A 12,555-nucleotide genomic window follows, 5' to 3' on the forward strand; every position below is an offset into this window, starting at 1 on the left:
TAATTTGCGCCGCGTAGAGTAAGCAGCGGCAGGAGATTCTCCCGAGATAGCGCATCCCCTCCGCCAGCGTGGGCCCACACGGGTTCACGCTTCTGATAATAAAAGTAAAAAATACGCAGCTGAGGAGTGTCGGTTCCATGTCGAATTTTTTTATCGACCGCCCCATTTTTGCCTGGGTTCTGGCGATTTTACTCTGCTTATGCGGCACTCTGGCGATCATCTCGCTGCCGATTGAGCAATATCCTGACCTCGCGCCACCGAACGTGCGCATCACCGCCAACTACCCTGGTGCTTCAGCGGAAACGCTGGAAAACACCGTTACCCAGGTGATTGAGCAGAACATGACCGGCATCGACAACCTGATGTATATGTCATCGAACAGCAGCAATACCGGTCAGGCCCAAATTACCCTCACCTTTACCGCAGGCACCGATCCGGACGAAGCACGCCAGCAGGTTCAGAACCAGCTACAGACAGCCCTGCGCCAGTTGCCCTCGGCAGTGCAATCCCAGGGCGTCACCGTCAACAAAACGGGTGACAGCAACATCCTGATGATTGCGTTTGTTTCTACCGACGGAAGTATGGACAAACAGGATATTTCAGATTATGTCGCCAGTAACATTGAGGATCCCCTCAGCCGTATCGATGGTGTCGGTGAAGTTGATGCCTACGGTTCGCAATATTCCATGCGTATCTGGCTCGATCCGAACAAACTGAACGCCTACGCGTTAACAACCGATGATGTCGTCAGTGCTATTGAATCGCAAAACGCCCAGGTTGCGGTAGGTCAGTTGGGAGGCTTGCCCTCGGTTGAAAAACAGGCGCTGAATGCGACGGTCAATGCCCAGTCGATGCTACAAACCCCGGAACAGTTCAAAGCCATTACGCTAAAAACCAACACTGACGGTTCTGTGGTTACCGTGGGTGATGTGGCGGATGTCGCGATGGGGGCAGAGAAATATGACTATCTCAGCCGTTACAACGGCCAGGCAGCGTCCGGATTGGGCATTAAACTGGCTTCCGGCGCCAATGAGATGAACACCGACAAACTGGTACGCGCCCGCATCGCCGAATTATCACAATACTTTCCACACGGGTTGGAAGCAAAAATCGCCTACGAAACCACGCCGTTCGTCAAAGCGTCGATCACCGATGTGGTGAAAACGTTGCTGGAAGCGATTCTGCTGGTGTTCCTGGTGATGTATCTGTTTATGCAGAACTTCCGTGCCACGCTGATCCCCACCATCGCAGTTCCCGTGGTGTTACTCGGTACCTTTGCGGTGCTGTATGCCTGCGGCTACAGCATTAACACCTTGACCATGTTTGCCACGGTACTGGCCATTGGTCTGCTGGTGGATGACGCCATCGTGGTGGTAGAAAACGTCGAACGTATTATGAGTGAAGAAGGTCTTTCACCCCGCGCGGCCACGCGTAAATCAATGGGACAGATTCAGGGTGCTCTGGTTGGCATCGCGCTGGTGCTGTCGGCGGTATTTGTCCCGATGGCGTTTTTCGGTGGCACCGTTGGCGCGATTTACCGCCAGTTCTCCATTACCATCGTCTCCGCCATGATCCTGTCGGTACTGGTGGCATTGATTTTGACCCCCGCCCTTTGTGCCACTCTGCTCAAACCGATGGAACAAGGGCAACATCACGGTCGGCGTGGTTTTTTTGGCTGGTTCAACCGTCATTTCAACACCAATGCGGCACGTTATGAACGGGGTGTGGCGCGGATTCTGGTTAAAAGCGGCCGCTGGATGCTGCTTTATTTGGCGATCATTGGCCTGATGGCATTTATGTTTATCCGTCTGCCCACGTCGTTCCTGCCGCAGGAAGACCGTGGCGTATTTCTGACGCAGGTACAACTTCCGGCGGGATCAACACTCCAGCAAACCTCTAACGTGGTCGCTAAGGTGGAAAAATATTATATGACCGCCGAGAAAGATAACGTCTTATCGGTGTTTTCCACCATTGGTGCTGGCCCTGGCGGTAACGGTCAGAACGTGGCGCGTATGTTTATCCGTCTGAAGGATTGGGATGAGCGTCCGGGAGCTGACCGTACGTCTTTTGCCATCATTGACCGCGCCACCAAAGCCTTTAATAAAATCCGGGAAGCCCGGGTGATTGCCAGCAGCCCCCCGGCGATTACCGGCCTCGGCAGTTCATCTGGCTTTGACCTTGAAATACAGGATCATGGTGGAATGGGTCACACCGCCCTGATGGCAATGCGCGATAAATTACTGGATGCGGCAGCACATGACCCGGCGTTATCACGCGTACGCCATAATGGCCTGGATGACAGCCCGCAGTTGCAGATTGATGTTGACCAGCGCAAAGCGCAGGCACTGGGCGTTTCGATCGATACCATCAATGACACCCTCACCACCGCCTGGGGCTCATCCTATGTGAATGACTTTATCGACCGCGGTCGTGTTAAGAAAGTCTATGTCCAGGCCGCGCCGGAATTCCGCATGCTGCCAGACGATATCAATAAATGGTATGTGCGTAACAGCAGCGGCACTATGGTGCCCTTCTCGGCCTTTGCCACCAGCCGTTGGGAAGTCGGCTCGCCACGCCTGGAGCGCTACAACGGCTACTCCTCACTGGAAATCGTCGGTGAAGCGGCGAATGGCGTCAGCAGCGGGACGGCAATGGATGCGATGGAGAAACTGGTCAGTCAGCTGCCTTTGGGCGTCGGTTTCCAGTGGACCGGTGCCTCTTATCAGGAGCGGCTCTCCGGTTCGCAGGCCCCGGCGCTGTATGCCATTTCGCTGCTGGTGGTGTTCCTGAGCCTGGCGGCGCTGTATGAAAGCTGGTCGATCCCGTTCTCAGTGATGCTGGTGGTGCCACTGGGCGTGGTGGGGGCATTGATTGCCACCTGGCTGCGTGGACTGGAAAACGATGTTTATTTCCAGGTCGGGTTACTGACCGTCATTGGCCTGTCGGCGAAGAACGCCATTTTGATCGTGGAGTTCGCCAATGAGATCAACAGCAAAGGTCGTGAGCTGATTGAGGCTACACTGGAAGCCTCGCGTCAGCGTCTGCGTCCGATTTTGATGACTTCGCTGGCGTTTATCTTCGGCGTGCTGCCGATGGCGATCAGCGCGGGTGCGGGTTCTGGCAGCCAGCACGCGGTGGGTACCGGCGTGATGGGGGGCATGATCTCCGCAACGGTGCTGGCCATCTTCTTTGTGCCGCTGTTCTTTGTGCTGGTGCGCCGCCGCTTCCCGCTGAAAGAGAAGCCACATGATTAAGACCTGATCGCGCCGCTACTGGATGAAGCAATGTGTTCTGGTCATGGGCGATAAAAAAATTAAGGCAGCCGTTGGCTGCCTTAATTTATGTTTGGTAAGAATTACAGCAAGTTGGGGATTTGCCCTGCTTTTCTCTTCGCGTGTTACTTGCGCAACATCGCGTCAATAAATTCTTTCCAGTTCCCCAGTTCAGTGTCAACCATAATACCCTCTCTTATTGTGCTGGCGATAATACGCCGTTTTTTTCTACAGGTGAATACGTTTCCACCTGTTATCTGTATCGGCAAAAGCAGGCAAAAGCGTTAATTTGCTCAAATTGCGTACTGACGCACATTTCAGCAAACCCCTAACGCAACGGGAGAAAATTCCAGGTGACAAGGCGTAGCACATTTTTCGGCTTAGGATAATTCTGATCAGGCTTATGGTACGGAAGGGAACTATTCAGGACGTTAATGAAAGCGGTTACTGGTCCTGAATATATCCTGTTGAGTAGCGGCGCGATTAATCGCACAACAGGAGTGAAAAACAAAAACAGCGCGATAAATCGCGCTGCTTCGAACACATAAGATCCAGACCTCCGGGTCGCCCCGGAAGTCCACTTTAAGCATCAGAAACGATCAAGGTTCATCACTTTGGTCCAGGCAGCCACAAAGTCATGCACAAACTTCTCGCGGCCATCGCTGCTGCCATACACTTCCGCCAGCGCGCGCAGAATCGCGTTAGAACCAAACACCAGGTCAGCACGGGTGGCGCTGTGTTTGGCGACGCCGCTGCTACGGTCACGCCCTTCGTACAGACCTTTCGCCTGATCTACCGCTTTCCATTCGGTCCCCATGTCGAGCAGATTGACAAAGAAGTCATTGCTCAACACGCCTTTGTTGGCGGTAAACACGCCGTGTTCGCTACCATCAAAGTTGGCACCCAGCACACGTAAGCCACCTACCAGTGCCGTCATTTCCGGTGCGGTCAGGGTCAGTTGTTGCGCTTTATCAATCAGTTGCGTTTCCGCCTCTTGCGTAGTGCCTGCACGCTGATAATTACGGAAACCATCGTAACCCGGCTCCAGCAGGGCAAATGCCTCGACATCCGTCTGCTCCTGGGTGGCATCGACACGACCGGCAGTGAACGGCACCTTAACCGCAACATTCGCCGCTTGCGCCGCCTGCTCAACACCGACCACCCCGGCCAGCACAATCACATCCGCCAGCGATGCTTTACCGGAGGCCTGTTGGATTGCCTTCAGTTTCGCCAGCGCAGGCTGGATACCGGCATTCACTTCCCAGCTGTTCTGTGGTGCCAGAGCCACGCGTGCGCCATTGGCACCACCACGTTTGTCACCACCTCGGAAAGTCGACGCGGAAGCCCAGGCCACCGCAACCAGCTCACCTACGGTCAGACCGGAATCGGCAATCGCCGTTTTCAGGTTGTCGATATCGGCTGCGGTTGGATTGTGTGACGGGTTCGGCAGCGGATCTTGCCAGATCAGTGCTTCTTTCGGCACTTCCGGGCCTAAGTAACGTGCAATCGGCCCCATATCGCGGTGAGTCAGTTTGAACCACGCGCGGGCAAAGGCTTCATTAAATGCCTGCGGATTGTTCAGGAAACGACGCGAGATCTTCTCGAACTCTGGATCAAAACGCAGCGTCAGGTCAGTCACCAACATGGTCGGCTTACGTTTTTTCGCCGGGTCAAAGGGATCTGGAATGATATCCGGTCCATCCACGGCTTCGTACTGAATCGCCCCCGCCGGGCTATGGGTTTTCACCCACTCATATTTGAACAGGTTCTCGAAGAAGTAGTTGCTCCACTGGGTCGGCGTTTGCGTCCAGACCACTTCAAGGCCCGAGGTGATGGCATCCGCACCGACACCGCTGTTGTAGCTGCTTTGCCAGCCAAAACCCTGAGATTCCAGCGGAGCCGCTTCCGGCTCAGCACCGACATGGCTGGCAGCACCGGCACCGTGGGTTTTACCCAGCGTATGACCACCGGCGATCAACGCCACGGTTTCTTCATCATCCATACCCATATTGCCGAAGGTGGCACGGATAGCCGGGGCCGCCGAGGCTGGATCGCCACTGGCGTTTGGACCTTCCGGGTTGACGTAAATCAGACCCATTTCGGTGGCAGAGAGGGGATTTTTTGCCAGCGCTTCTGGATGGCGGTGGGCCAGCCAGGTTTTTTCATCGCCCCAGTTCACATCCAGATCCGGTTCCCAGACATCTTCACGTCCGGCACCGAAACCGAAAGTGCGGAAACCCGCATTTTCCAGCGCCACGTTACCGGCGAGGATATAGAGGTCAGCCCAGGAAATTTTCTGACCATATTTTTGTTTTACCGGCCACAGCAGGCGGCGCGCTTTATCCAGGCTGACGTTATCCGGCCAGGAGTTCAGCGGCGAAAAGCGCTGCTGACCGCGACCGGAACCACCGCGCCCGTCGGTCATACGGTAAGTCCCCGCGCTATGCCAGGCCATACGAATAAACAAACCGGCATAGTTACCCCAGTCGGCAGGCCACCAGGGTTGAGAGTCGGTGAGCAGCGCTTTCAGATCGGCTTTCAGGGCAAAATAGTCAAGCTGGCTAAAGGCTTCACGATAGTTGAAGTCTTCACCGAGTGGATTCGAACGATTGGAATGCTGATTCAGTAAATCGACACGCAACTGCTTGGGCCACCAGTCACGGTTGTTGGTTCCGCCCCCCGCAGCAGGCAGGTCTGCACCCTGATGAAAGGGGCATTTGGCTGCTGTCGGGTTTGTTTCGTTTGAATTGCTCATGTTGCTCTCCGCTTTTTTAATTTGCGACTAGATTAAAACACCTCAATTGATAGGTAATACTCATTTAGATCAAACGATTTGATAGTTATTATCTTTATACAATAGTGGGCCTGCGCTTAATTGCCAGTGAGGATACAAGATCGCTGTTATCCCGTCTGGCAACCTTGTTACAATCCCTGGCCGACCACGCAATCCATCTTCACGCTAAAAGAGTAGTCAAATACTATGTTCCAGCTCTACGGCATTAAAAATTGTGACACCATTAAAAAAGCCCGCCGATATTTAGAGGCTTCTGGCATTGATTATCGCTTCCATGATTATCGGGTAGATGGCGTGGACGATGCGCTGTTGCAGTCGTTTATTGACACGCTGGGTTATGAGCCGTTGCTCAATACCCGTGGCACCACCTGGCGCAAACTGCCAGAAGCAGAACGCGAAGCGGTACAGGATGCTGACAGCGCCAAAGCCCTGATGCTGGCGCAACCTGCCATCATCAAGCGCCCGGTGCTGGCCGCGGCCAATGGCGACCTGCTGGTGGGCTTTAATGAATCCCTTTATCACGCGTTTATCCAGGAGAAGTCATAACATGTTTTGTCCGGTTATTGAGCTGGCTCAGCAGCTGATTCGCCGCCCTTCCCTCAGCCCGGATGATGCGGGTTGTCAGGCGCTGCTGATTGCCCGACTGGAGGCGATTGGCTTCCGGGTGGAGCCAATGCACATTGGTGATACCCTTAACTTCTGGGCAACGCGTGGTGAGGGTGAAACTCTGGCATTTGCCGGTCATACCGATGTGGTGCCGCCCGGTGATGCTAACCGCTGGATTAACCCCCCGTTTGAACCCACCATTCGTGACGGCATGTTGTTTGGTCGCGGTGCCGCCGATATGAAAGGATCGCTGGCGGCGATGGTGGTGGCGGCAGAACGCTTTGTTGCGGCCCATCCCAATCATAAGGGGCGTCTGGCCTTTTTGATCACCTCCGATGAAGAAGCCAGCGCCGTTAACGGCACGGTGAAGGTGGTTGAACGCCTGATGGCGCGCAATGAACGCATGGACTACTGCCTGGTGGGTGAGCCATCCAGCACCGAAGTGGTCGGCGATGTGGTGAAAAATGGCCGTCGCGGCTCCATCACCGCCAATCTGACCATTCACGGCGTGCAGGGGCATGTGGCTTATCCGCATCTGGCGGACAACCCGGTGCATCGCGCCATGCCTGCGTTAAATGAACTGGTGGCCACCGAGTGGGATCAGGGGAATGAATTCTTCCCACCAACCAGCATGCAGATTGCCAACGTCAAGGCAGGCACCGGCAGCAACAACGTGATTCCTGGCGAATTTTTCGTTCAGTTCAACTTTCGCTTCAGTACCGAACTGACCGACCAGATGATCCGTGAGCGTGTTGCCGCTCTGCTGGATCGCCACCAGTTACGCTACACGCTGGAGTGGAATCTTTCCGGTCAGCCGTTCCTGACATCACGCGGCAAGCTGGTGGATGCCGTGGTGAACGCGGTGGCACACTATAATGAAATCAAGCCGCAGTTGCTGACCACCGGCGGCACCTCCGACGGACGTTTTATCGCCCGCGTGGGAGCGCAGGTGGTGGAACTCGGCCCGGTGAACGCCACCATTCATAAAATCAATGAATGCGTGAAGGCGTCAGATTTGCAGATGCTGAGCCGTATGTATCAGCGCATCATGGAACAGCTGATCGCCTGAGACACGCATAAGGAGTGGGCAAATGGAATGGTTGAAAGAGTATTGGTGGATCCTGGTGATCCTGCTGATGGTCGGTATTTTGATGAACGTCTACAAAGACCTGAAACGTATCGACCATAAAAAATTTATGGAAAACAAACCGGATCTGCCGCCACATCGTGATTTCAACGACAAGTGGGACGATGACGACGACTGGCCCAAAAAGAAATAACATCTGGCACCATCGTAGCGGCGCGATTTATCGCGCAGTTTTTTCCCGCATCACGCACCAAACCGCGCGAGAAATCGCACCGCTACGGGACCATGAGTTACACCATCATCACCACATCATCATCGCCGGGTTTCGCACCGCTCAGCGCTTCGTCAAAGTAGCGACGCGGCACGGTATAGCGCAGATGATTCAACGCCAGTTCCATACTGCGATCGTCGATGGCATGTGGCAAATCCTCCACAATATCCAGCGTGACGTCACCGCCCAATGCCGTTAAACGCTGCGCCGCGTCCTCAGCATGCTGCATCGGGATCTGATCATCATAGTCGCCGTGAATCAGATGGATAGTGGTACGGGTACTGGCGCGTTCCGGTAACGTCACGTAACGTCCACTGAACGCCACCACGCGTCCGGCCAGATCCGGCTGGGCCTTCACGCCTTCCAGCACCATGGTGCTACCCTGCGAGAAACCAATCAGCGCCGTGGCTTCCGGTCGGACCCCACTTTGTTGCTGCCAGTGGCGCACCGATTCAATAAATTCCGGCATCGCCCCATCGACGCCCTGCTGTTCGGAACGATCGTGCGCCGGGATTTCGGCATACCATTTACGCCCCAGCGGTACGCTGCCGGGCAAGGGTGCCCCCACCGCCACCACCAGCGCTTCCGGGAAGGCACGCGCAAACCAACTCCCGATCTGCGCCATCGAGTCCGGGTTATCGTTGACACCGTGGTACAGCAGAAACAGCTGCGCGGGGTCGGTGCTCGGTTGCTGAACAATCACATAATGTAGTGCCATAATATCCTCCTGTGATCACTATACGCCGCTGTGAGCACAGTGATATTGGGAAAATTTGAACGAGATAATGGATTTATTGCAATGACGCGAGCCGTTGTTGCCAGCGAGATGCCGCACTGGCATCCCTGTCTGTCAGCGCCTGAGCCGCCTCAGCCCGTAGCTGCGCCATCAAGGCTTTGCGCCCACCACTCCCCACCTGACTCAGCGCTTGTTTTTGCACAAGTATGGCGTGCAACAACGGCTGTGGATGTTGTCGTATCAGGCGCTGCAAAGCCGCGTAGCTGGCCTCCCACGGACGTTGTGCCCAGGCAAAACCGGCCAGCAACGCCAGATCATCGTCATCGGGTTGCTGCTCCCCCTCCGGCTCCAGCGGCAGATTCAGTTCAATCAACTGTTGCAGCCACGGCCAGTCACGCGCCAACCTGCGGGCCGCCTGCTGTTGCAACATTTCGCCTGCTGGCGTCAGTGCCAGCATCGCCATCGCGGCGTAACATCCGCTACTGGCTTCGCGCTGTGAACCGATGCGTACCAGGATAAAACCGCAGCGCTGCCAGAAACGCCACAAAGCCTCGGTATAGCCAAAACTCACCGAGAGATAATCGCAACCCTGCGCTTGCTGACGGGCCGTCGCGACCAACGCGGTTCCAATACCACGCTGCCGCTGCGCCGCCATCACCGCGATACGGCTGATGCGTCGCGATCGCAAGGTGGCAGCCTCAACGAAACCGGCATGGGCGGCCAGCGATTGTGCCACCAGGTTTCCACGGGGACGACGCAACCCTGCCCATACTGACCAGGCCAGCGCGGGATCCAGCCCACCTTCCTCTACCAACCACAACGCCCCCTGAACGTTGTCTGGCGTACCCGCCAGCCAGAAACGCTGACCGGGAGCATCCAGCATCCGCCGCAAGTCGAGCGGCGAAGTACGATAGTGGGCACTGGCTAACAAGCGATACCCCGCAGCCAGGGCTTCGGCATGCTGTTCCGGCGCGGCGGGAAACAACGAGATCGCAGACGGCGGCGCACTCTCCTGCGCGTCCTCAAATAACAGGACATGACTGAGCCAGGCTTCTAACGGATCGTGCGGCGACCAGCGCAGTGGCTCATCCAGCGCGAAATAATGTACATCCGACAACGAGGCACAGAAGCGCAGCATAAAACCGCGCCCGGTCCCTTCATAACCCTGTACCGTGGTCGTCAGCAACACACGCGGAAAGCGTGCCACCAGCTTTGCAAGCAGCGGTGCCGGAATCGCCGCCGCTTCATCGATAATCAGCCACTCCGCCTGTGGAGGAGGATTGATCGCCAATAACGCATCCGGGGCGATAAACTGAAAATGCTCACCGGCAAACTGCGCCAGCACGTCGGTGGAGACTTTCGCGGGGGCGGTGACAAGGCAGGGGCGTTTTTCTCGCGCCAGCATACCCGCCAGCGCAGATTTGCCACGCCCACGCGCGGCGGTGATAACCGCCACCCCGGTGGGCATGGCCAGTAATTGTTGCAGGATACGCTGCTGTTGTTGCGGCGCCCGACAGTGCCACTCCGGCCAGGCGATCGCCTGCGGTGCACGCGCGGGATAGCCTTCCCGCAGCAACATCACCTGGGGATCATCAAGCATGCTCTGTTGTAATTGACGGGTGAAATGCGGCGTGGCGATCGCGACGGAGACATCCGCCCAACGCAGGCTGTCGGCATCCGCCTGGCTGGCCCATGCCTGCCACGGCGGCGTCAGCAACAACAGCCAGCTTCCGGCTTTCAGGGTACCCGCCAACGCGGCAAACGCTTCGGCATGGAAGCCATGACGGGCATCAAAAATAGCGTGCAGGAATTCCCGTCCCAGCAACGTGCGTAACGCCGCTGGGGCATGGGATGTCGCGCTGAGATCGGTTTGTTCGCCGATGCATAGCCAGTCACCTGCTAAGGTACTGCGCCACTGGGCAGCCTGCTGGCTCGTCCATGCGCTGCTGCCGCTGATCACGCACAGACGGCGAATGCCTGCCCGCTGCATCGCCGTGCTGACTTCACACAGGTTCATCCTTTGCTGGCAAAGGTGTTGCATTGACCAGGGTTGCCGCTGTCAAAACCCTGTTTGAACCAGGTATAACGCTGCTGCGACGTACCGTGGGTAAAGCTATCAGGCACCACCCGCCCCTGGCTTTTTTGTTGCAAGCGATCATCACCGATCGCCTCAGCTGCATTCAGCGCTTCCTGCAAATCCCCCACTTCGAGGATGTTCTGTTGCTGCATATAATGGCCCCAGACACCGGCAAAGCAGTCGGCCTGGAGTTCCAGCTTCACCGATAATTGATTAACCTGCGCCTGGCTGGCGCCCTGCTGCATCTGACGTACTTTGGGTTCGATCCCCAACAATTTCTGCACATGATGACCCACTTCATGCGCAATCACGTAGCCCTGAGCAAAATCTCCGCCCGCACCGAGTTTGGTTTTCATGTCATCGTAAAAAGACAAGTCGATGTAGACGGTCTGATCCGCCGGGCAGTAGAAAGGTCCCATTACCGACTGGCCAGTACCACAGCCGGTGCGCGTGGCACCGCGATACATCACCAGTTTCGGCGGCACATATTGTTTGCCCATCTGCTGAAACAGTTTGTCCCAGGTATCTTCAGTGGTCGCCAGGATCACCGAGGTGAATTTTGCGGCTTCATCCTGTGCCGGTTTCGCCTGACGCTGTTGTTGCGTGGTGGGCGTCAGATTGCCGCCACCTTCAAGCAGCGCCGTCAGGTCATAGCCGTAGTAACCGGCCACCGCCACGATGATTAATAGGATGATGCCGCCTTTACCACGCGGCAGACGGATCTGTCGACCTCCGCTGTAACCCGGCGATTGATCGCGTCGGTCTTCCACATTGTCGCTTTCGCGACGTCCCTGCCAGCGCATGGCATGCTCCTGTTTTGATCAAAATTGGCTTTGCATGATTTTAGATGGCGGCAGGAGGAAGCACCAGCGCGTAACGGCGCGATTTATCCTGCTATTCGGGACGCGGCACAAAAAAAAGCAGCGCGATAAATCGCGCCGCTACATGGGGTGCCGTCAATGGTTACCGATTAATTAATCCAGTTTCACGCCCAGACGGTGCGCCACTTCTTCATAGGCTTCGATCAGGCCGCCCAGGCTCTGACGGAAACGGTCTTTGTCCATTTTGTCCATCGTCTCTTTGTCCCACAGACGTGCACCGTCTGGTGAGAACTCATCGCCGAGTACGACTTCGCCTTTGAACAGACCAAACTCCAGTTTGAAGTCGACCAGGATCAGACCGGCGTCATCAAACATTTTGCTCAGCACGTCGTTCGCTTTGTAGGTCAGCTCACGCATGCGCGCCAGATTCTCTTTGCTCACCCAACCAAAGGTTTCGCAGTAAGATTCGTTCACCATCGGGTCGTGTTTGGCGTCATCTTTCAGGAAGAGATCAAACAGCGGCGGATTGAGCAACATGCCCTCTTCCACGCCCAGACGTTTAACCAGTGACCCTGCCGCACGGTTGCGCACCACGCATTCCACCGGCACCATCTCCAGCTTTTTCACCAGCGCTTCGTTATCCGACAGCAGCGCTTCCATCTGGGTCGGAATGCCCGCTTCCTGCAATTTGGTCATGATGAAATGGTTGAATTTGTTGTTCACCATTCCTTTGCGATCAAACTGCTCGATTCGTGCACCGTCTCCTGCTGACGTATCGTTGCGGAATTCAAGTACCAGCAGATCCGGATTGTCGGTGCTGTATACGGTTTTCGCTTTACCGCGATACAACTCAGCTCGCTTTTGCATCTTGTTAACTCCAAACATGAAAGA

10 protein-coding genes are annotated in these 12,555 nt (G+C 55.9%); 4 read left to right on the forward strand and 6 right to left on the reverse strand.

Annotation, left to right across the window (positions count from 1 at the left end):
• Positions 1–137 precede the first annotated feature (137 nt).
• Complete coding sequence (gene acrD / locus AC6I8N_RS14755) at positions 138–3,254, forward strand: multidrug efflux RND transporter permease AcrD (protein ID WP_497829367.1); 3,117 nt, start codon at positions 138–140, stop codon at positions 3,252–3,254.
• Positions 3,255–3,397: 143 nt separating this feature from the next.
• On the opposite strand, the gene ypfM is transcribed toward acrD, so the two are convergent.
• Positions 3,398–3,457 carry a protein YpfM gene (ypfM, locus tag AC6I8N_RS14760; protein WP_139810981.1) on the reverse strand — a complete coding sequence of 20 codons (60 nt, stop codon included), beginning with the start codon at positions 3,455–3,457 and terminating at the stop codon, positions 3,398–3,400.
• 404 nt (positions 3,458–3,861) lie between these two features.
• Positions 3,862–6,027 (reverse strand): catalase/peroxidase HPI, encoded by a 2,166-nt coding sequence (katG, locus tag AC6I8N_RS14765; RefSeq protein WP_497829368.1) that lies wholly within the window; start codon positions 6,025–6,027, stop codon positions 3,862–3,864.
• 225 nt (positions 6,028–6,252) lie between these two features.
• Between katG and AC6I8N_RS14770 the strand changes: the two genes are divergently transcribed.
• The 3 genes from AC6I8N_RS14770 to AC6I8N_RS14780 are packed head-to-tail and all read left to right on the forward strand — an operon-like array spanning position 6,253 to position 7,952.
• Positions 6,253–6,612: an ArsC family reductase gene (locus tag AC6I8N_RS14770; RefSeq protein WP_021184298.1), complete on the forward strand. Its 360-nt coding sequence runs from the start codon at positions 6,253–6,255 to the stop codon at positions 6,610–6,612.
• Between the two features lies 1 nt (position 6,613).
• Positions 6,614–7,741: a succinyl-diaminopimelate desuccinylase gene (gene dapE, locus AC6I8N_RS14775; RefSeq protein ID WP_497829369.1), complete on the forward strand. Its 1,128-nt coding sequence runs from the start codon at positions 6,614–6,616 to the stop codon at positions 7,739–7,741.
• Positions 7,742–7,763: 22 nt separating this feature from the next.
• Positions 7,764–7,952 (forward strand): YpfN family protein, encoded by a 189-nt coding sequence (locus tag AC6I8N_RS14780; protein ID WP_208723844.1) that lies wholly within the window; start codon positions 7,764–7,766, stop codon positions 7,950–7,952.
• A 97-nt stretch (positions 7,953–8,049) separates the two neighbouring features.
• On the opposite strand, the gene ypfH is transcribed toward AC6I8N_RS14780, so the two are convergent.
• The 4 genes from ypfH to purC form a co-directional block, all read right to left on the reverse strand.
• On the reverse strand, positions 8,050–8,748 hold the full coding sequence (gene ypfH / locus AC6I8N_RS14785) for an esterase (RefSeq protein WP_497829370.1): 699 nt from the start codon (positions 8,746–8,748) through the stop codon (positions 8,050–8,052).
• 73 nt (positions 8,749–8,821) lie between these two features.
• Positions 8,822–10,783, reverse strand: a complete 1,962-nt coding sequence (locus AC6I8N_RS14790; protein ID WP_497829371.1) for a tRNA(Met) cytidine acetyltransferase TmcA — start codon at positions 10,781–10,783, stop codon at positions 8,822–8,824.
• The gene (gene ypfJ, locus AC6I8N_RS14795) at positions 10,780–11,646 is read right to left on the reverse strand and encodes a KPN_02809 family neutral zinc metallopeptidase (RefSeq protein WP_497829372.1); all 867 of its coding nucleotides are present in this window, start codon (positions 11,644–11,646) and stop codon (positions 10,780–10,782) included. Before ypfJ ends, AC6I8N_RS14790 begins: the two co-directional genes overlap by 4 nt.
• Before the next feature lie 171 nt (positions 11,647–11,817).
• Entirely contained in the window at positions 11,818–12,531 is a 714-nt protein-coding gene (purC, locus tag AC6I8N_RS14800) for a phosphoribosylaminoimidazolesuccinocarboxamide synthase (RefSeq protein ID WP_013510031.1), read from the reverse strand.
• Positions 12,532–12,555 lie beyond the last annotated feature (24 nt).

It is taken from the genome of Pantoea sp. X-Soil-TKNS-1279 (genome assembly GCF_059730565.1).